The sequence below is a fragment of the Pseudoalteromonas sp. 20-92 genome, from assembly GCF_030847595.1.
Taxonomy (GTDB): Bacteria; Pseudomonadota; Gammaproteobacteria; order Enterobacterales; family Alteromonadaceae; genus Pseudoalteromonas; species Pseudoalteromonas fuliginea.
The window spans coordinates 314,469-333,667 of sequence record NZ_JANJGQ010000001.1 but is presented as its reverse complement, the minus strand read 5'-3'; the positions used below and the strand labels follow the sequence as shown (position 1 = coordinate 333,667).

The following is a 19,199-nucleotide window of genomic DNA, read 5'->3' as shown; positions in this document are numbered from 1 at the left end:
TACAACCAACAGAGCTCTTTCAAACAACATATAACTTATTCCCTGCACAAACATAATCGTTTTTTCATCATATGTAGAATACAGATTGCAAACTAAAACCTGTATTCTCACACATCAATTTCTTGGTGGATAAATCCCGTCCAGCGCAATACAAAAGTTTAGCGCTAAGCTAGGTTGCATATTCTCATGTGGCTGCCCAGCACCAGCGGTAGCAAAACTTGAGTCATCCATTAAGCCTATATCACTATCAAGGGGTGCGGTATATCTCAGTGTGCCGCCTGTTGCCCCAGTGTCAATTGACAGCTTATTGTTAGTTGGCTCTGCGGTGTCACCTGACTGACGTACTCCTGAAATACTGTGTGTGTGCTCAGGTAGCTGAGATGCGACCAATGCCTCTTGAGTTGACCCGCCAAAATAAGAGAATGGACGCAAAGATAGGCCAGGGGCTTGCCCTGCATGCATAGGTGCACGGCCTGCTAAATCGGGAAGGCCAAATGTTGTTCTACCATCACCTCCAAAATTAGTCCCTAATAAACTAAAGACTGCTGACATCTGTCCAATGCTTACAATTTGGCCATTACAAATTGACCAATATCGAGGACTGAACGTTGTGCCAAAAATACGAATTTCTCCAATAAATGAGTCTGCCATCTCTTATTCTCCTCTAGTTTCTTGATGGAAAAATGCCTTGGAGGCAAATAACAAAGTGAATGGCCAGATAAGGCATCATATTATTATGCGACGCATTACCTCCGGCAGTTCTAACAGCTGACTCGCTCATTTTTTGTACTTCACCTGTTACTGCTCCATTTAAATACGCCAATTCACCTTGAGGGCTTTTTGCAAGCACATTACTAATCGCAGTAGATGCGTTTGCACTGTTCTTGCTTGCCTGTAAGCTATGAGTATGCGAAGGGATTTGACTCGTTTGTAAGGTAACGTCCTCTACACCCACTTTAGCTGTGAGTGGATAGTTTTGTAAGCCCGGCCCTTGACCAAAATGAACGGGGATACGCCCTCTCATATCAGGTAGCGCAAACGATGAGCGTCCATCTCCCCCGTATTGCGCACCTATAAGCGCAAACAAAGGCTGGTTTTGATTTACCGCCATAATGGTGCCATTACACATTGCCCATTTCCGCGGTGCAAAGGTCGTGGCCATCATTTTTATTTCACCAATAAATGATTCAGACATGCTTTCTCCTTATTAATTTCTTGCTGGGAAAATACCGTCAAGCGCAATACAAAAATTCAGTGCTAACAAAGGCTGAATATTAGTGTGCGACTGACCACCACCCGCGCTAGAAACAACGTCTTGCGCCAGCCCAGTCAGATTTGCCGCTGAGTTATACGTAAATGGTTCAGTAGCAGTACCTTTGAGATCTTTAGAACTTGCAAACACTCTATCTGTAAAAGCTGGGATACTTACTGCCTCGGTACTGGTCGCTTGCACACTGTGAGAATGGCCAGCCATTTCAGCAACACTGATCGTGACATTTTCCACACCATACTGATCACCTGCCGTGAATAGTCTACTTGGCTCACTTTTCATAATTCCTTGCCCAATTGGCGTTCGCCCTCGTAGGTCCGGTAATTTAAAATTACTCACCCCATTGCCACCAAACTGGGTGCCTAGTAATGCAAATAAAGCGGCATTTTGGGTAGCCTGTATCTCTTGCCCATTGCAAAATGCCCAATTTTCAGGCGCAAAATTAAACGCAAAAGGCCGTATTTCTGACGTAAACGGATCAGCCATATAAATCTCCTTACTCACTTTTTTAAACGGATAATTTACTTAATTAATTGACTTAACACGCCAACTATCTCTTTTGAGCAATGTGTATCTCATACTCAGTTTCACTATTTGGCGATAAAAACAATTCAGCTTCACCAAAGGCCTCATTCTCGAGCTTATAGGTACCTTGGCTTAGAGGCTCATTGGTCTTGCCGTTTAACAACACACTAAATGCATTCCATTCGTCACCATCAAGTTTTGATTTTGTAACCGATGAAACTTCTAACTCTACTTCGCCATTTTGGCCTACAACTTTGACAACTGACCCTTGTGCACTTTCAACATTTTCAAACGTAAATTTTTCCATATTAAACCCCTATGCTTACTTTTACTTAGTTACACACCGCTCATTAATTTCACTGGGTGCGGGTACCACGCCATAAACTCATATGGCGGGCTAATTGATTCAACTTGAAACCCTAAACGCGCATACAACTGCTTAGCAGCAAAATTACGCTGCTCAACGGTCAATGTTAAAGGTGCACCAGATTGTAGTGCAGCACTTTGAAACGATTGGATTATCGCTGAGCCAAAACCATGCCCTCTCGCACTTGGTAAAAAGCCAATATCGACGATTCGAATTTCATTTGGGCCAAAATCAATTGTTGCTTTACCTATCGCCTCATGATGCTTTTCAATAACGAAGTACATTGCATTGGGGAACTTATCTCCATACCCTTGGGTTTGTGCTTTAAACTGCATTTCTACAATTGACTCTACAAAATCTTTCTCACCGTCAATTAACTGTAAATCTTGTCGCATTGAACTATGCAGTTTTTCTAAAAATGGTTTATCTGCTGCATTTGACGGTCTTATGTTTAGGCCTTTTGGGATATTAAGCTTCATCATCTATTTATCTCCTTAGCTTGATTTGTACAGCAATATTCTTTGTTTTTAGATTCTATGATTAAACTCAATAGCCACTCATTGACATTGCAATCTATTACAAGGTTGATTCTTGGTGTATCGCCGTTATTTACTACAGAATGTTCTGCATCGGCATTTATATACCAACAGCTGTTCTGACTCATTGGAACTTCTAAACAATCTACTAAAAACTCAACATGTTCGGATGCCTCTAGAGAAATGTGAATACGTGCTTGAGCAGATAGGTCAATACTCAATCCAAGGTCTCGATGGGGTTTAATCAAAGAGTTAGGGGAAAGACGCATAAGCCGTGCAGATAAAATATCACATTTAAATTGTGACAATAATTCACGAACATAAGGTAAATATTGAAGGTGGTCGCCATCGATAAAATCTGAGCTAGGTTCAATTGCGAAAGATTGCAGAATCACATGTTTATCAGCGTGCTCTACAGGGACTCTTAAAGGCAATACATCCCAACTGCCCTGATAACATTGAGTGTTAACATGTTCAACCCATTCCAATTTTTTTGCTACAACTAAATCGTCTGCCATATTTTTTATATTATAAAATATATCAAGCTGGGCAAACAAAATGACTGGAGAGGTTATATTTTCATCGGCATTAACAACTTCAGAAATAAATATGTCATCATTCATTATTTATTTCTTCCCAAACAAAGAGAATGAACAAGTATTTAATCTTAAAAAAAGTGTGTACAGGGTGGGTATGAAATCGATTTCTGTATTTATATTGTTGCCGTATGTTGATCTATTTTCACTTGCTATAACGGCTCTAGCACATGACTCTAATTGCATTTTAAATAAAGGCTTTAAATGATTGATTTTTGGTTTTGTACGCCGTGAGCACGGCGTAAGCTGTAGACTATGTTTTTTCATACTTAAACATTCCTTTGAGCTTTTATTACAATATAAAATTATGTCATTAATTAACACTAGATTCAGACAACATAATAGTCCATAAGGTATAGAACGCAACTTTTATGGCTATATTTCTTAAAAAATCAATGCCTTGTGTTAAAATCCTAAAGCCAATCAATTTATTTTTAACAAACTACCTATAAGTTTGGCACAAGTTAAAGATAAAAAATATTACACTCTATTACACTGCATTATTTATTACTCATAGCGAGTCTTTAGCTACTTATTTTTAATGGCGTCATGTTTATATATTGTACAATACGAGGCCTACTTCCCTTATTTGGACAGCTACCGTGAGGTAATGTATTTCGCCAAACAATTAAGCTACCTGCTTTTGCCGCTAATGGAGTGCTGTTGCATTTATCGAAATTAAAAGAGTGTGGATTAGTATTTTTAGGTAGGTTAGCTAGCCAGTCATCTATTTTTTTATGAAAGCCAGGTACACAACTAAACGCACCTTGCTCAGCGGCAACGTCAGTAAGGTACAGTAACCCTTGCGTTGCAAAGGTGAGTGGTTTATTAAAGTCTATATCCCAGTGAAGATTTGGCCCAGGAAACTGCCAACTTTCTGTCTGCGGTGGATTAAAACTAACCCTATCAGTGCTTACTATTAAGTTTTTTCTCCCCCAAAGTTGCTCAAAAACATCTCGAACTTGAGGAAGAGAACGTATAACTTGCATGGTTATATCATTAAATATTTGTACCATAACCCCCTGTTTAAGCGCATGACAGCTATACCATGAAGCGGGGTTGTTTTTATCCATTTTCAAACGTTCATAAAGCATATTACAAACGTCTTCACATAATTTTTTTGACACCAACTCTGGAATAATAACATAACCATTATCATCCCAGCTTTGCCAATGCACTGGCGTTAAAATATAGTGACGAGGCGTCTCTACTAATACTGTTTCATTTTTTATGTCTGTTTTCTCAAAAAATGAAACAATGTTTTTATTAAGCTGATTTATTTTTGCGTTTGAAATAGCTCTACCATGCGTTTTTTTTACCCAACTTTCAAATTCGAAAAAACTATCACTCGCAAAAATAGACTCTATAGTCGGTGTGAGCCCTAAGCCTAAAGTGTCCATAATCATGACATCAAGCGACCATTCATCTTCTATTATTTTTTTATCCGCACAGCCTTTTTTTTGTAACTGTACTTTGTGCCACATTCGCTTTAATTGAAATAGACCTAAGCGCCCAGTTTCTTTATAACAAGGAAGTGTACTCTGCGTTATTGTGTGCGGAGGTGGCACTTTTACTATCAACTCATTTTGCATAATAACTCCTTTTCCTTACCTGATTTTAGGCAAGTAAAACTCCTTAAATTGATTTATTAACACAATCTAAACTTTATTAGAATAGAGTGCTATATTATTGCGAGCAACGATTTTTTTAGCTAAATACAGGGAGCGATATGGATACTGAGTTACTGAACAGATACCGTAATGCGGTTACACATTTGCTAAATGAGCCAGCCGATGCGGGGTTGATGAAGCCTTTTATCAACGATTTAAAAAATTACTTAGGGAATATTACGTCTATTTCAACTGATTTTGATATGAATGACTGGAATGATGAAAATACCTCCCAAGGCGTTGCAATTTCTCCTGTACAAGCAGCTAAATGCATTGAAGAGACTCTGCGTACACAAATATTTATGCAGGGTATTAAGCTCGCCATTGAAGAACGTTTAAAGGCAACGACTGATGATATTCATATTCTTTACGCTGGCACTGGGCCTTATGGCACGTTACTTATTCCTTACTTAAGTCTTGCCACAAACTCACGTATAAAAGTCACACTCATTGACATTCATCCAGAAAACATCAGTGCAATTAAAAAGCTAGTAAAGCACTTTTCAATCACCCAAAACATTGTTGCAATTACGTGTGATGATGCAACGCGTTGGCAAGCACCAGACTCCCAACAATTTGACATTATTATTTCTGAAACCATGACAGCTCTTTTAAAACGAGAACCCCAAGTTTTTATTTTTGCTCATTTATGTCAATTCCTGCATAATTCTGGCACTTTGATCCCACAAAATATTTCTTTAAAGGCATGGCTAACACCTTTTAAATCTTTAATGTCTATAGAAAGGAGTACTACCGATGACATACTCCTAAAAGAGTTTTATTGCTTAAACATCGACGAAGCAAGGCGTTTAAATGCAGGAGACGCATCTTCTTTCAAAGGTAATATGCTGATCCCAAATGGCGTTGATACTAATTACAGACTCAAACTAACAACCGACATTCAAGTATACAAACACCATAGACTCACTGAAAACCAATGTAGTTTGAATATACCGCTGACTTTTTTACCTCATGATGCGCAGCTTCGTGGCGGTGAAGCTATACATTATGAATATATAACGCCCAAAAGCGCAGACTTTATATTTACATTTCCAATAAAAAATACTGTGAAAACAGAAGCCGATTTAGCCTTATTTAGCGACCTGACGCGTTTAGGATTGCCTGGTGTAAAGCGTATGTTTGAGCGTGCACAAGCAGCTAAATCCGATCACCCTTTTAGTATTGCCGATGATGAATGGGCATTATGGACAGAGCTATTAGATACATTAACGCTGCCGTACCATGAAACAACGGTAGCACTTTATCAAAGCCAAAGTATTGAAGAATTTGAACATTGGCTAGTCACTAACAGTAATCTCAAATCATTATGACTATTAGCACTGAACACAATACAGATAAGCAGTTAACTGAGGTTGAAAATATTTTAGCCTTTCTTACTGATATAGGTATAAACCACCGGTATGAAACGTTACACGAAAAGACTTTTTTACCCGGCCTTAAAATAGAACAAGGCACTTTATTACTTGATTTAGAAAAACTGTTATACCCAGGTGATATTCTTCATGAAGCAGGTCATATTGCAGTTACTTCAGAAGCGACAAGAACTTGTTTAACAGGGGATATGAAAAACCATGATCATCAAGCGGCCGAAGAAATGACTGCAATAGCTTGGTCGTGGGCAGCAGCTTGCTATTTAAATATCGCCCCGGATATTTTATTTCATGAACAGGGTTATAAAGGGGCATCTGATAACTTAATCGAGGCCTTTACCAACAGCACTGGTTTTGGTTACCCTCTTTTATATTCATGGTTTATGTGTGAACAGCCCAATCACCCAAACGGTTATCCAAACATGTTAAGGTGGCTAAGAAATGACGCTTATACACAAGCTCAGCTAAAATAGTCGCAGTAGATTTTATAAGGAATATGAGTGCTTAATAACAGCCTTACGCCAAAGCAGCTAACTATATTGTGCAACGATTTAGCACAACTTAGATTAATTGCCGATTTAACACTTGCGCCTAAAATGCCTTATTTTGCCAATAAACCCTACCCAATAGGGCGTTGTAGAGAAATTCGCGATGAAGTGTTTTCATTATTGCAAATACAACTACCACAAACAGATAAACCTGGTCTGTGCTTATTAAAAAAGCGTATTAACCAAGGTACCGATTTAAAAAAAGCATGGGGGTCATTACGAGATGAATACTTTCAAAACGCGCTCATATTCGGGCCATGGTATATCGATGTTGCCAATGACACCGTTAATGCAAATAAGCCAAGAGTCGAAATTTTACCTTTGGCAACATCCAAATTTACAACAATTGAAAGTTTTACTCAGTTTATAAAAATAGCCCGTCCATACTGGCAAGTCGAAATATACAAAAATGATGTGTGCCCAGCTCTAGCACCTTATATGCCATTGCTTTGCGTAGGTAATAATGGATCTAGTTGGTTGGCGGCTGCTAACGATGACATGCTGAATGTTGCAATTAATAGTAATTTTGAAGAATCGAAACTCATTTTAAATTCTTTACCAAGCGCCCCCGATTCAATTACAAAGCGTTGGAAAGAAGTTCTATTACAATTCACTCATGAATATTACTTAACAGCCAAAGGGGATCCCACAGAGTTTTGCCTTCTTTATAGTAAAAATACAACTAAACCAGATCTCGCTCAACGTGATGCCGCTGTCATTGCCTATTCGTCTTTACCAAAGTCAGTTTAGTCTATTAAGTGGTTTACTTTAGGTAAGCAAGCCTTGTTGGTAACAAGGTAAAAATTCATTATTTAGTTGCTCTTTGTCAGAAGTTTTTAACGCCGTTAACGCCAGATTTAATACCACACATTGATTAAGTATTATTGCGGGTTGGTATAATATCTCATAGGCTGATTTTTGTATTTAGAAGGTTTATCTCTGTATCAATATAAATAACTTCCAATACTTCAGTGTATTAATGCTAAAAAAAATGAAGACAATCGATATTTCGTATCACAAAACTAATAAAATAATGCTATGGTATGTGTACCGAGTATGACTTCAAGGAATGGATCATGGACCAAATAAGAGTGCATGAGTATTTAATTAAAAAGCCACTTGTTCAAGTTACAAAACCGTTTGCTCAAGAGGTTGATGTTTATAAAGTGAATCATAAAATGTTTGCTACTCTTGCCGTTGGCAATGATGGTGAAACAAATGACGATGGAGAAATTATTTGGTGGCTTAATTTAAAGTGCGATCCCGATGAAGCACTTTCGTTACGCGACATTTTCCCTGCAGTGATCCCAGGCTATCATATGAATAAACGGTTATGGAATACTGTTATTTTAGATGGTTCGATTCCACAAGGCGAAATAGAACGAATGATCGATAATTCATTTAATTTAGTCGTGGAAAACATGCCAGAAAAAGATCGCAAAACAATAGAGCAGCATTTGTAAACGTCTACTTCTATTAGGGGCTAGCTTTCTAGCCCAATAAACCCACCTAACGTTGTTAACCTTTAAAGATTAGAATCTTCCAGTCTTGGGCTGTCTAATAGCCTTGATAAATTTATAACTTAGAATGTTTAACGCTGTTAGCGCCAGATTTGATCCCTCAAATTGATTATGTATTATTGCGCATTGGTATTAGACTTTGAGTGTGTAAATTAAATCATCATAACGCGTACCAGCAATAATATGTGATTGAGGTATAGCATCTGTCTGTGTTAATCCGCATTTGCTCAATACATTTTCTGAGCTTGTATTACCCCGTGTCACCACAGCTTTAAACTGTTTGATACCACATTCTTGCCACGCCCATTCGATTACGGTTCTTAACGACTCAGTTGCGTACCCTTTAGAGAAGTGTTTTGGTAAAAATAAATACCCTAGTTCGGCAGTTATTCCATCATAAGTAAAACCAGTAACACCTATAACCTCCTGTGTTTCATTGTTTATAACAGCAAAGCATAATGGATGGGGAGAGTCCGGATCCCAAATAGGTAAGCGCTGCTCAAACCGCTGTCTCACAAATACTTCTTTTGGCATGTCAAAGCAATATTCAAGCACGTCGGGTTCACGATGGAGCTGCAAAAAAACAGACCAATCAGCATCACTCAATTGCCGCATTTTTAATCGTTCTGTAAATAACTGCATAGGCCCTCTACAAATGATTATTAATAAAAAGCACAAAAAACAATCGCAATAACTTATAAATTCTTAAGTAAAAAGCCGCTCACTTATAAAGTGAGCGGCTATAAATTATATAAAAACTAAGCAGAACCAATTAGCCTTTATATTTACTCATTACTAAAGTCGCGTTTGTGCCACCAAAGCCAAAGCTATTTGACATAACCGTATTGAGTTCAACATCACGACGTTCAGTAATAATATCTAAACCAGCCGCTTGCTCATCTAGGTCATCAATATTAATTGAAGGCGCTACAAAGCTGTGCTCTAGCATTAATAATGAAAAGATTGCTTCGTGAACACCCGCAGCACCTAGAGCATGGCCTGTCATAGCTTTAGTTGCACTGATCATTGGTGACTTACCGCCAAACACTTCTTGAATTGCACCAAGCTCTTTAACGTCGCCTACAGGTGTAGATGTACCGTGAGTATTTAAGTAATCAATACTGTCTACATCTTGCATAGCTTGGCGCATACAACGTGCCGCACCTTCGCCAGATGGCGCAACCATGTCGTAGCCATCTGATGTTGCACCGTAGCCAACAATTTCAGCGTAAATGTGTGCGCCACGCGCAAGGGCATGTTCAAGTTCTTCAACTACAACAATACCGCCACCGCCAGAAATAACAAAACCATCACGGTTTGCATCATATGTACGAGATGCTTTTTCAGGTGTTTCGTTGTATTTAGTAGAAAGTGCGCCCATAGCGTCAAATTCCATTGCTAATGTCCAGTGTAATTCTTCACCGCCACCAGCAAATACAACGTCTTGTTTACCAAGTTGAATTTGTTCTACCGCGTTACCAATACAATGCGCCGACGTAGCACATGCTGAGCTAATTGAATAGTTAACACCTTTAATTTTAAAAGGGGTTGCTAAACAAGCAGAAGTTGTACTTGCCATAGTACGTGGCACCATATAAGGCCCCACACGTTTTACGCCTTTTTCACGTAAAATATCAGCTGCTTCTACTTGCCATTTAGACGAACCGCCACCAGAGCCAACAATAATACCCGTGCGCTCATTAGATACTTGTTCGTCAGACAAACCCGAGTCTTCGATTGCTTGTGTCATCGAAATATAAGAATAAGCAGCAGCATCACCCATAAAGCGCATTGCTTTGCGATCAACATGGGCTTTAACATCAATATCAATTTTACCCGATACGTTACTACGTAACTTATAATCAGCAAATTCTTGGTTAAAAGCGATACCGCTCTTACCTGTTTTTAGCGATTCTAATACTTCTTCTTTGTTGTTACCGATACTTGATACAACACCGATACCTGTAATTACAGCTCTTCTCATGGGTAATTCCCTTAGCTTAATACTCAATTGTGTTCTATTTTACGCGAATTTAATCACCTAAGTGGTCAGCTTTCTAGCGTACACTTGTACTCTGAACCGCTAGCTTATAAATAACGCCAGACTATTACAAAGAAAACACGTAAAATAATTAAAAAATATATCTATAAAATTAAAAAATCATGATCAAAAATGCACATATACACTTTAATAATTTAGGTACACCTTTCGCTAATGACTTCGGTGATATTTATTTTTCTAATGACGATGGCTTAGCTGAATCGCATTATGTGTATTATGATCAAAATAATATAGATGCACGATTACAAAATCATGACCAACCACATTTTGTTATTGCCGAAACTGGCTTTGGTACAGGTTTAAACTTTTTAAATACATGGCAACGCTTTACTGACCACCTTGCACGTCAACAAGTTCAAAATCAATTAGATAATGGTGTTAAACGCTTACACTTTATTTCATTTGAAAAATATCCACTGCACATAGACGATTTAAACAAAGCACTACAGGCATGGCCATCATTAAGCGCCTTTAGTAACAAATTATCTAAACAATACCCAATTAATTTAGAAGGATGCCACAGACTCGAATTTGACAATGGACTGGTTGTTCTCGATTTATACTTTGGTGATGCACTTGAATCAATACAAGCTATGAGCTATCCGCAAACAGGAATTGTTGACGCTTGGTATTTAGATGGTTTTGCGCCAAGTAAAAACCCCGAAATGTGGCAGCAAAGTTTATTTAATTCTATGGTCAATATATCAAGGGCAAGTGCAACCTTATCAACATTTACTTCAGCAGGTTTTGTTCGCCGTGGATTAATTGATGCAGGCTTTAATACTAAAAAAGCCAAAGGCTTTGGCCAAAAAAGAGATATGCTTGTTGGCCAACTAGAGTGCGTAAATGATGCTCAATCAGCTCCAGCTTATTTTAACCAAGATAAAAGCACACTTAAAAATGTGGCTGTAATTGGCGGTGGTATTGCCAGTAGTTGTATTTTATACAGCTTAGCTAAGCGTGGTATTGCAAGCCAATTATTCTGCCAAGATGAAAAGCCCGCAATGGGCGCTTCGCATAATGTACAAGGCGCTATTTACCCTCACCTACAAGCTAAAAATTCACCGCACAGTGAATTATTCGCACATAGCTTTTTATACGCTAAACGCCTATATAACAATTTACTTATCAGTGGTTTTAATTTTGATTACGATTGGTGCGGCGTATTACAGCACGCAGTAAAAAAACCTATCGCCGATAAACATGAAAACTTAGCACAAAAACAACTGTGGCCAACCCAGCTAATGCACAACGTAACCGCAGAGCAAGGCGACGAAATAGCCGGCGTAGAAACAGGTTATTCGGGCGTGTTTTTTGAACAAGGCGGCTGGGTTAACCCTCCGCAATTAGTAAACGCCATGTTAAGCGCTGCAAATAGTATAAACCCATTTAAAAACCTATTTAACTGTAATATTGAACAGCTTAAAAAAACCGAAGACGGCTGGTTTTTATTAACTAATAGCGAGCAACTAGGTCCTTTTAGTGACGTAATTATATGTGCGGGTGAACACAGTGATTCATTTGAGCAAACAAAAGCGTTGCCTATTGTAGGCGTAAGAGGTCAAGTTTCGCATGTTCAGGCAAGTGAGCAATCACGCAAACTTAAAACAGTGCTATGCCATAAAGGGTATTTTACCCCTGCTTATTTAGATCATCACTGTATGGGTGCCACATTTGAAAAAAACACCAAAAGCCGTCAAGTTACCGCGCTCGACAATCAGTTAAACCAAGAGCAACTACTTAGCTTTTATCAGCAAAGTGAATTTGCAACAACGCTTGGCAATATTACCTCGGCAAAAGCAGCTGTGCGCTGCACATTTATCGACCACCTGCCAATGGCAGGGCAATGGTGTGAACAAAGTGATTACACTATGGCTTTTGCTAACCTACGTTTAGGTAAACGCTATCAGTACGAGCAACTTAATAAGCTACAGCAAGGCCTACATATTTTTACCGGTTTTGGCGCACGTGCTTTGTGTAGTGCCCCACTCAGTGCAGAGCACCTTATTAGCTGTTTAAACAATGAGCCTCGCCCGTTAAGCGAGCGTGTTAGCCAAGCTATTCATCCTGCCCGCTTTATAGTTCGTGATTTAATACGTAATAAAATATAAAGGCATTTATGAAAGTATTATCACTGAGTATATTATTTTTAATTTTTGCAATATTTAGCAGCCCTAGCCAAAGCGCCATTACATAATAAAGGAAACAATACCCATCGAACCCTTTTCTATAACTACCAAAAACACAGTGTAAGAATAAGTTTGTACCAACGTGATTATGTGACCAGAAATCAGTATTATTATTGAAAAATAAACGTAAAATAGTCATTTTTATCATGCTCTGTTAAGTATCCAATTTAAACCACGTTATTTTATTTAATATTACTAATTAAACTCAAATTTACCCTTTAAAAATAAACGCCTACCCCAAGGTCTGTTTACACAGCACATTACTTTTCAATTTATTTATACCAATAGCATTAAATTAGTGATTTATTATAACGATGAAAAATAGCTTAATAACAAAGTAAAAATTATGACACAGAGTGATCTGTATAAATAATTTTAACAACGTTAGTAAGTTACTATCTTCGCCAGAATATTCACTTTTTAATAAAATTGGTACTAGTTAAGAAGGAATTAATTATGAGCAAGACCTTAATTATTGGCGCAAGCGGTAAAATTGGTAAAATGACCACTGAGTTATTATTAAAAAATGAACAAAATGTGGTTGCCCTAGTGCGTGATAAAAACAAGCTAAGTGATTTAAAAAGCCCTTTTTTAAGTATTGTAGAGCAAGATCTCGAAGGCGACTTTAGCAACGCGCTAAAAGGCTGCGATCAAGTTATATTTGCTGCAGGTTCGGGCGGTAGTACTGGCGACGACAAAACCGTTTTAATTGATTTATGGGCAGCAACTAAAGCTGCAACCTACGCCCGTGAACATTCAACAAAACACTTCATCATGGTTAGCTCTATTGGTGCAGACGATCCCGACTCAATAGATGGCGACTTGAAACCATACCTTGTAGCTAAGCATATGGCTGATGAGCATTTAATTAACAGTGGCTTAAATTACACAATTATTCGCCCTGCTACATTAACCGACGAAAAAGCATCGTTAGCAGTAACAACCGAACGCCCTAAAGATAGTGACAAAGCTAAAATCAGCCGAGAAAATGTTGCTAATGCATTACTTCATATTGCAACTAACAGCCCAAATAGCAACCGTATTTTTGAACTGTTCGATGGTGACAAACCTATCAAATCCGCTGTTAAATAAACGCCAACAAAACCACAAAATTAGTACAATGTAATACCAATCCCTTAACCAGTACTCTGGTTAAGGGATTTACTAACATATTGAACCATAATAATATTTAAATTTATTTATCTCTAACCAGAGCTTTCAGTGAGAACAAAGTAAATTTAACGCAGTTAGCGCTTAAAATAACTACTTGAGATAGATTTATTGCCCAGAGTTCAAGTTAATTAAATATTACCTCAAGGCCCTGCCAAGCTAGCTGTAATGCCAGTAATGTTAATATGCATTTAAAAATACACTTAAATTTTTCTGTTGGTATACGATGCAGTAATCGAACACCCAACCATGTACCTAATGCACCACTTAAAATCATTGCTCCAACCAAAGGCAGCCATTGCCAAAAGCTAAAACCAACCGCTGCATATACACCCGCTTTAAATAAATGTTGAACCGACATAATGCCAGAAAACGTCGCCGTAAATCGCAGCTTGCTGTAATTGCTCATGTGCAAGCAACTTCCAACGAGTGGCCCACTTGCCCCAACAAACATAGAAATAAACGTGGTAACAAAGCCGGAAAAAAAACGCCACACGACCGAACTGCTTTGTAACGCAGTGGGGATTTTTCCCCACAATAAATAAATTACAAAAAGCCCCGCTATTAATTTCATAGCATCAAGTTGAATATCGACAATAACAAAACTCGATAATATAGCCCCTGCACTCCCTCCAAGCGTAAAATAAATAAACATTCTTTTGTCTATATGCTTAAAAGTGAGTAATAACCGATTTGTGTTCGAACCTAATTGCACAAGCCCATGTACAGGCACAACCAACGTCATTGGCATAAATGATGCCATTACAACAAGCAACATCAACCCGCCGCCGGCACCGAATGCAGCTGAAAAAAATGAAGTGAAGCCCGCTAACACAATAAAAACGCTCGCCAACAGAGGCGAAATAAGATCGGTGGTAAATAAATCCATCTGTAAACCATGCTTTTAATAGAGCCATAATAATGGCGATTAAATATACCAAGGTCTACTGCTATTTTTCATCAGCCTGAACAGCCATTTTACCTGCGTGTAATGTTACTTAATTTTTGCGCTTTATTTGCACATTTAACAAATACTCTATACCCCACTTCATTATTTGGATTAATCACGTGATAAAACTAAAATCAGAGTTTTTAAAGCTTGTTTTCATGAGTGTAACAGCCATTGGGTTATCAGCATGTGGTAGCAATAACGACAAAGATACAACTGAAACAGAAGCGATTATTATTGATAATACTTCACCCAATACAACAACGACTACAGTAATAGAAGTAGACCCTTTTAATTTCGAAGGTGGTGCATTGGTATCAGCTATAACAACTCAATTGTGTACATTAAGTAATGGCGATGAAACGTCATGCTATAAAATTGAGATTGCAGGTGCATCTGCAAATCATGAAATAGGTATTTTTTGCCCAAACACGATTACCTCAAATGCTGATGAAGCGGGTATTTGGTTTGATGGCAATGGCGAGGTATATGACATTACCGGTGATTTTATTTTAAATTTACCCGCATTATATAATGATAGCCACTGGCAACTTTATGACGAAAGCACAGGACAAGTAAATATCACAAATACGTATGCATCATGCGATGGTGCAGCAAGGCCCAATGTAGAAGAACAATACCAAAACCACTGCGTAGAATGTTCAATAGAGTATGTAAATGGTGGTATCTCGCAATCATTTTTAATACCTATAACCCCCGTAACCGCAAACCAAGCAAATAGTGTTGGTAGATCAAATATAGGCATCGCGCTTAATGGAGTTGTGTTAGCTGCTCCAGCCCCTGAAGATGCCATTTTAAGTGCCTATACCATAGCCGCATTTGATGATTGTGCAGGCCACATAAACCTTAATGAAGGCTACCACTATCATGGCGAAGCAGGTTGTAGCCAAACGCAAGCTCAATCAGACGGACATGCTGCAATGGTAGGTTATGCATTTGATGGTTTTGGGATCTTTGCCATGCTAGGGAGCAATAATACAGAACCAACTGATTTAGATGAATGCAGAGGACATTACGACGACACACGCGGCTATCATTACCATGCAGCAAGCGTCTCAGAAAATATGTTTATTGGTTGTTACAAAGGCGAAACCGCACAATAAAAAGGACAACAAAATGAAAATGTTAACTATATCAAAAATGGTTATTGTGACTTTTACATTAGGCAACTCATTTTATGCGTTTAGCCACGCAGGCCATGGTAATACCGCACCTTGGCATGCATGTGAAAACAAAAACCTTAACCAAACGTGCACCTATACAACACATAATCAAAAAGCAACCGGTACTTGCCAAGCAATGAATAATGTACTTATGTGTGTACGTACTCAACCTCTCGAAAACATAATAGAAAAAGCCACTAAAAGGACGAAAAATGAAGTGACTCCTCAAAGCTCTGCTTATAAGTTAAGTAAACAGGCTACACATTAATATTTTAGCCACTATGACTTTCGAGTTACCCTGAGTTGAATGCAGCCTTGATTATTATGGTACAAAGACCACACATCATTTGGGAAAGCATAAAAATAGCCCGAGGAGCTAATCTGTAACGTCTTCGAGTTTTTTTGATAATGTGAGAGAGCTTCATATTGATGAGGGTGCGGACTACCATCGTTTGTAACCGCCTGCGCTTTACCAGAATCGTTTGCGATACACCCAACAGCAATGAACCATCGCATATGCTCTACCCGTTTAGTTCCCCAAAAATCGGTAGAGCGATTCTGCGTTGCTTTTTTAAATTTACGTTCAGTCATTCCCAAAATAGATGATGCAAATCGAATAATGTCGCCCGCCGTTAATTTTCCATCCTCTGTACCAAGCCAATCACATTCATCTTTACTATCTTGCCACTCGCCTTCAGAGTCAAAAATATACCGTTCACCCTTATTCATGTAAATATACGTTGGAGTCCAATGTTGCTTAGCAAATACATTAACAACCGTCGATTCCCCAACCTCTAATTTTATTGTTGGCCAATATTCAGGATGTTCAATAGGCGATATTTCTTGACGCTTAAATACACTCTCGTGGAAATTTTCATTATTTGCTGTAATCACACAATCCACATTGCGCGGACGAGATCTAAACTTAGCAAATATTCCTTTAAATGAATTATGAAGTACGCCACAAGGATTTGGATTAAGCTGATTTAAAATGTTATCCCGAAAAAATAAACCGCTCTCCTGCGCTTCCTTTATCATCCACTCAAGTGCAATATCTGATAAATCTGTATCATAATACCCGCCACCTACATCGGAATGTACGCCCGGAAACCACATTTCTTTAACGTCTCGATCAACTAAATTCTCACTCCAGCGAGTAACACAAAAACTACTTCGCTTCTCATCCATTGCCATTGCGTGCCTAGCAATACTTATATGTTTTCCCAAACTAGTATCGTGAAAACGCCATGACGCAGGGTTATCCAACAAGTTAAATAGCTCCATGTCATTTGGTATACCCAATGCCCCCACCGTTTCCCATACGCCTATAAAATGAATAGGTAAGCTTTTTTTATTGTTAATATATAAACTCTTAGGGATCCTCTCTAGTTTTGACTTATAGTTTTCAAAATGTCCGTGGGTCTTTTCCCACCGCGCTTTGTTATTTTCAAGCTTATTAAAATCAAGTAGCCCTAGCCCTAACAGCCCACCTAAACTCCTCGCCGTAAATGCTCCTCGGCTAAACCCAAAAATAAATACTTTGTCGCCTTCGTTGTAGTTACTCGCTAACCAATGATAAGCACTACAAATATGCCTTTTTATACTTTTACCTAAAGCTCCATCAATTATAGAATCTTTTAGCCCCGTTTCTTCGCCCCCAAGACCTGGGTGGTAGTACAACTTTTGTATGACCTCTGAATTATCTTTTTTCGCTAGCGCGTGGTAGAGCTTGACGACATTGGTTGGTGCGGGAGCACCATTGTCTTCTTGTTGAGGATTATTCCATGTGCCGTCACAGCAAATTACTAAGTTAGCCATAATTAACTTCCTTGCATCAATTAATGTTTATTATACCAATTCGCTTAATTAAGAGATTATTTTGAGCTAAGAAAATCGTATCGATAATAAGGCAAAAATTTCGTTATTTAGTTGTTATCACTCATTGCTCTGCATTCAGCATTCAGATGTAGTCGTATATCAGAAATTTTTACGCAGTTAACGCCAGATTTAATCCCTCAAATTGATTAAGTATTATTGCGGATTGGATTACTTATTGTTACTTGAATTCAAGTATTAAGTGACAAACGTTAATTAGTCAAAAATAAAATCCTAAAAACGAAGATCTGTAGTTCAAAAACACATTGTTAATGATGCTCTAAAATTGGCAGATATTTTGAAATATTACAGACAATAAAAAGCAGCTAATTTTTATAATTTGCGGGCTTCTTATGGTTTTCGAAGAACGGTTCAAAAACCTTTATTAATGGAATTTTAACCCACCACCTAATTCACTGTTTTTAAATTATTTTAAAAACAACAAAAAACCAAACTAGTGCTACCCGTCGTACTAGAAAGAAACGCGATAATAATTTTTTAAAATTTCTAAATAAATTATGATTGCATTTGATCATAAACACGCTTCTTAACTGGGATTTTATGGTATTTAATTAAATCGCTAATCAGGTAAATAGCAAAATAGCTTTCTTTTTCATTGTATTTGTTTGCCACGTATCGTGACCTAAGAAATATAAAAATCAACACTTCAGTTACTAACCTTATCGCAATCCATATTTCAGCAAAAAATATAGCTGCTATTAGCAACATAAAAGCGACTTTCAGCCAACCATATTGATCGATGTCGTATACTAATTCAAAGAAATTTGCTGAGGCACTGGGGTGAAGCGATAATATAGTACACAAAGAGCATAATGCGAGTGTAAGCGTCAAAATACGAGGTTTAGCTGTTTCGTTATAAATCATTCCAAAATAGTCGAAGGTTCTGTAAGTCCAAAGCCAATGATGCTCTGACATTCTATTTAAGTAAGGCTTTACATCATTAACATATTTCAGATAATCTTCCCGAACAATAGGAAAATTAGCCTTAAGCCAGATGATTTTTAACCTATTTAAATCTTTAGTGCCTTTCGGACCATACTTATCAATAAAATCTTCGACTACTGCATTCTTAATTTTTATAACAAAAAAACATACTAAAACAACAAAAATAATTATGTATAGCGTAGAAAATAAAATACCACGAACCGGCTTTAACTCTTCAAATATTTCAAGCTCATTACTAAAGTAATAGAGTAAGTACCCCCCGAGTACTGTATGCAATAGAATTAGCAGCGCTATTGGTAAAACTCGCTTCACACGTCCCTTTAAGCTGTAAAACTCTATGTAATATTGATTAGCAAAAGCATAAAACTGATCCATCAAAGT

Annotated in this window: 20 protein-coding genes; 8 read left to right on the top strand and 12 right to left on the bottom strand. The window is 37.9% G+C overall.

Going from position 1 to position 19,199, the window contains the following annotated elements:
• Positions 1–114 precede the first annotated feature (114 nt).
• The 7 genes from NRL14_RS01390 to NRL14_RS01360 all read right to left on the bottom strand — a co-directional run bounded on the left by NRL14_RS01390 (position 115) and on the right by NRL14_RS01360 (position 4,886).
• Positions 115–651 carry a phage tail protein gene (locus tag NRL14_RS01390; protein ID WP_149605911.1) on the bottom strand — a complete coding sequence of 179 codons (537 nt, stop codon included), beginning with the start codon at positions 649–651 and terminating at the stop codon, positions 115–117.
• A 13-nt stretch (positions 652–664) separates the two neighbouring features.
• Positions 665–1,195, bottom strand: coding sequence for a phage tail protein (locus NRL14_RS01385; protein WP_008136337.1), 531 nt, complete (start codon positions 1,193–1,195; stop codon positions 665–667).
• A gap of 12 nt (positions 1,196–1,207) precedes the next feature.
• Positions 1,208–1,756 carry a phage tail protein gene (locus NRL14_RS01380; protein ID WP_149605910.1) on the bottom strand — a complete coding sequence of 183 codons (549 nt, stop codon included), beginning with the start codon at positions 1,754–1,756 and terminating at the stop codon, positions 1,208–1,210.
• A gap of 64 nt (positions 1,757–1,820) precedes the next feature.
• Positions 1,821–2,102 (bottom strand): hypothetical protein, encoded by a 282-nt coding sequence (locus NRL14_RS01375; protein WP_008136340.1) that lies wholly within the window; start codon positions 2,100–2,102, stop codon positions 1,821–1,823.
• A gap of 29 nt (positions 2,103–2,131) precedes the next feature.
• Entirely contained in the window at positions 2,132–2,644 is a 513-nt protein-coding gene (locus NRL14_RS01370) for a GNAT family N-acetyltransferase (RefSeq protein ID WP_149605909.1), read from the bottom strand.
• Positions 2,641–3,321 (bottom strand): aspartyl/asparaginyl beta-hydroxylase domain-containing protein, encoded by a 681-nt coding sequence (locus tag NRL14_RS01365; RefSeq protein ID WP_007377725.1) that lies wholly within the window; start codon positions 3,319–3,321, stop codon positions 2,641–2,643. Before NRL14_RS01365 ends, NRL14_RS01370 begins: the two co-directional genes overlap by 4 nt.
• Positions 3,322–3,818: 497 nt before the next feature.
• Positions 3,819–4,886 carry a phytanoyl-CoA dioxygenase family protein gene (locus tag NRL14_RS01360; RefSeq protein ID WP_007377724.1) on the bottom strand — a complete coding sequence of 356 codons (1,068 nt, stop codon included), beginning with the start codon at positions 4,884–4,886 and terminating at the stop codon, positions 3,819–3,821.
• Between the two features lie 137 nt (positions 4,887–5,023).
• On the opposite strand from NRL14_RS01360, the gene NRL14_RS01355 reads away from it, so the two are divergent.
• The 4 genes from NRL14_RS01355 to NRL14_RS01340 all read left to right on the top strand — a co-directional run bounded on the left by NRL14_RS01355 (position 5,024) and on the right by NRL14_RS01340 (position 8,366).
• Positions 5,024–6,295 (top strand): class I SAM-dependent methyltransferase, encoded by a 1,272-nt coding sequence (locus tag NRL14_RS01355; RefSeq protein ID WP_306723804.1) that lies wholly within the window; start codon positions 5,024–5,026, stop codon positions 6,293–6,295.
• Complete coding sequence (locus tag NRL14_RS01350; protein WP_007377722.1) at positions 6,292–6,828, top strand: hypothetical protein; 537 nt, start codon at positions 6,292–6,294, stop codon at positions 6,826–6,828. Before NRL14_RS01355 ends, NRL14_RS01350 begins: the two co-directional genes overlap by 4 nt.
• A 27-nt stretch (positions 6,829–6,855) precedes the next feature.
• The gene (locus tag NRL14_RS01345; protein WP_306723803.1) at positions 6,856–7,653 is read left to right on the top strand and encodes a hypothetical protein; all 798 of its coding nucleotides are present in this window, start codon (positions 6,856–6,858) and stop codon (positions 7,651–7,653) included.
• Between the two features lie 326 nt (positions 7,654–7,979).
• Positions 7,980–8,366, top strand: coding sequence for an MmcQ/YjbR family DNA-binding protein (locus tag NRL14_RS01340; protein ID WP_007377720.1), 387 nt, complete (start codon positions 7,980–7,982; stop codon positions 8,364–8,366).
• Between the two features lie 189 nt (positions 8,367–8,555).
• Here the strand turns inward: NRL14_RS01340 and NRL14_RS01335 are convergent, their stop codons facing one another.
• Both NRL14_RS01335 and fabB read right to left on the bottom strand, forming a co-directional pair.
• Positions 8,556–9,065 carry a GNAT family N-acetyltransferase gene (locus NRL14_RS01335; RefSeq protein ID WP_306723802.1) on the bottom strand — a complete coding sequence of 170 codons (510 nt, stop codon included), beginning with the start codon at positions 9,063–9,065 and terminating at the stop codon, positions 8,556–8,558.
• Between the two features lie 130 nt (positions 9,066–9,195).
• Positions 9,196–10,407, bottom strand: a complete 1,212-nt coding sequence (gene fabB / locus NRL14_RS01330; protein ID WP_007377718.1) for a beta-ketoacyl-ACP synthase I — start codon at positions 10,405–10,407, stop codon at positions 9,196–9,198.
• A gap of 179 nt (positions 10,408–10,586) precedes the next feature.
• Between fabB and mnmC the strand changes: the two genes are divergently transcribed.
• Positions 10,587–12,596, top strand: a complete 2,010-nt coding sequence (gene mnmC / locus NRL14_RS01325; protein ID WP_306723801.1) for a bifunctional tRNA (5-methylaminomethyl-2-thiouridine)(34)-methyltransferase MnmD/FAD-dependent 5-carboxymethylaminomethyl-2-thiouridine(34) oxidoreductase MnmC — start codon at positions 10,587–10,589, stop codon at positions 12,594–12,596.
• 534 nt (positions 12,597–13,130) lie between these two features.
• Positions 13,131–13,766: an SDR family oxidoreductase gene (locus tag NRL14_RS01320; protein WP_306723800.1), complete on the top strand. Its 636-nt coding sequence runs from the start codon at positions 13,131–13,133 to the stop codon at positions 13,764–13,766.
• A gap of 205 nt (positions 13,767–13,971) precedes the next feature.
• Here NRL14_RS01320 and NRL14_RS01315 read toward each other — a convergent pair whose 3' ends face one another.
• On the bottom strand, positions 13,972–14,733 hold the full coding sequence (locus tag NRL14_RS01315) for a sulfite exporter TauE/SafE family protein (RefSeq protein ID WP_306723799.1): 762 nt from the start codon (positions 14,731–14,733) through the stop codon (positions 13,972–13,974).
• A 218-nt stretch (positions 14,734–14,951) separates the two neighbouring features.
• On the opposite strand from NRL14_RS01315, the gene NRL14_RS01310 reads away from it, so the two are divergent.
• Entirely contained in the window at positions 14,952–15,917 is a 966-nt protein-coding gene (locus tag NRL14_RS01310; RefSeq protein ID WP_306723858.1) for a YHYH protein, read from the top strand.
• 13 nt (positions 15,918–15,930) lie between these two features.
• On the top strand, positions 15,931–16,245 hold the full coding sequence (locus NRL14_RS01305; protein ID WP_306723798.1) for a hypothetical protein: 315 nt from the start codon (positions 15,931–15,933) through the stop codon (positions 16,243–16,245).
• An 11-nt stretch (positions 16,246–16,256) separates the two neighbouring features.
• On the opposite strand, the gene NRL14_RS01300 is transcribed toward NRL14_RS01305, so the two are convergent.
• Positions 16,257–17,795 carry a DUF2235 domain-containing protein gene (locus NRL14_RS01300; protein ID WP_306723797.1) on the bottom strand — a complete coding sequence of 513 codons (1,539 nt, stop codon included), beginning with the start codon at positions 17,793–17,795 and terminating at the stop codon, positions 16,257–16,259.
• A gap of 573 nt (positions 17,796–18,368) precedes the next feature.
• Positions 18,369–19,193, bottom strand: a complete 825-nt coding sequence (locus tag NRL14_RS01295; protein ID WP_306723796.1) for a hypothetical protein — start codon at positions 19,191–19,193, stop codon at positions 18,369–18,371.
• Positions 19,194–19,199: the final 6 nt, after the last annotated feature.

Bases quoted from the DNA above. Each gene is read 5' to 3' on its own strand.
- NRL14_RS01390 (WP_149605911.1), bottom strand. From the start codon at position 651: ATGGCAGACTCATTTATTGGAGAAATTCGTATTTTTGGCACAACGTTC.
- NRL14_RS01385 (WP_008136337.1), bottom strand. From the start codon at position 1,195: ATGTCTGAATCATTTATTGGTGAAATAAAAATGATGGCCACGACCTTT.
- NRL14_RS01380 (WP_149605910.1), bottom strand. From the start codon at position 1,756: ATGGCTGATCCGTTTACGTCAGAAATACGGCCTTTTGCGTTTAATTTT.
- NRL14_RS01375 (WP_008136340.1), bottom strand. From the start codon at position 2,102: ATGGAAAAATTTACGTTTGAAAATGTTGAAAGTGCACAAGGGTCAGTT.
- NRL14_RS01370 (WP_149605909.1), bottom strand. From the start codon at position 2,644: ATGATGAAGCTTAATATCCCAAAAGGCCTAAACATAAGACCGTCAAAT.
- NRL14_RS01365 (WP_007377725.1), bottom strand. From the start codon at position 3,321: ATGAATGATGACATATTTATTTCTGAAGTTGTTAATGCCGATGAAAAT.
- NRL14_RS01360 (WP_007377724.1), bottom strand. From the start codon at position 4,886: ATGCAAAATGAGTTGATAGTAAAAGTGCCACCTCCGCACACAATAACG.
- NRL14_RS01355 (WP_306723804.1), top strand. From the start codon at position 5,024: ATGGATACTGAGTTACTGAACAGATACCGTAATGCGGTTACACATTTG.
- NRL14_RS01350 (WP_007377722.1), top strand. From the start codon at position 6,292: ATGACTATTAGCACTGAACACAATACAGATAAGCAGTTAACTGAGGTT.
- NRL14_RS01340 (WP_007377720.1), top strand. From the start codon at position 7,980: ATGGACCAAATAAGAGTGCATGAGTATTTAATTAAAAAGCCACTTGTT.
- NRL14_RS01335 (WP_306723802.1), bottom strand. From the start codon at position 9,065: ATGCAGTTATTTACAGAACGATTAAAAATGCGGCAATTGAGTGATGCT.
- fabB (WP_007377718.1), bottom strand. From the start codon at position 10,407: ATGAGAAGAGCTGTAATTACAGGTATCGGTGTTGTATCAAGTATCGGT.
- mnmC (WP_306723801.1), top strand. From the start codon at position 10,587: ATGATCAAAAATGCACATATACACTTTAATAATTTAGGTACACCTTTC.
- NRL14_RS01320 (WP_306723800.1), top strand. From the start codon at position 13,131: ATGAGCAAGACCTTAATTATTGGCGCAAGCGGTAAAATTGGTAAAATG.
- NRL14_RS01315 (WP_306723799.1), bottom strand. From the start codon at position 14,733: ATGGATTTATTTACCACCGATCTTATTTCGCCTCTGTTGGCGAGCGTT.
- NRL14_RS01310 (WP_306723858.1), top strand. From the start codon at position 14,952: ATGAGTGTAACAGCCATTGGGTTATCAGCATGTGGTAGCAATAACGAC.
- NRL14_RS01305 (WP_306723798.1), top strand. From the start codon at position 15,931: ATGAAAATGTTAACTATATCAAAAATGGTTATTGTGACTTTTACATTA.
- NRL14_RS01300 (WP_306723797.1), bottom strand. From the start codon at position 17,795: ATGGCTAACTTAGTAATTTGCTGTGACGGCACATGGAATAATCCTCAA.
- NRL14_RS01295 (WP_306723796.1), bottom strand. From the start codon at position 19,193: ATGGATCAGTTTTATGCTTTTGCTAATCAATATTACATAGAGTTTTAC.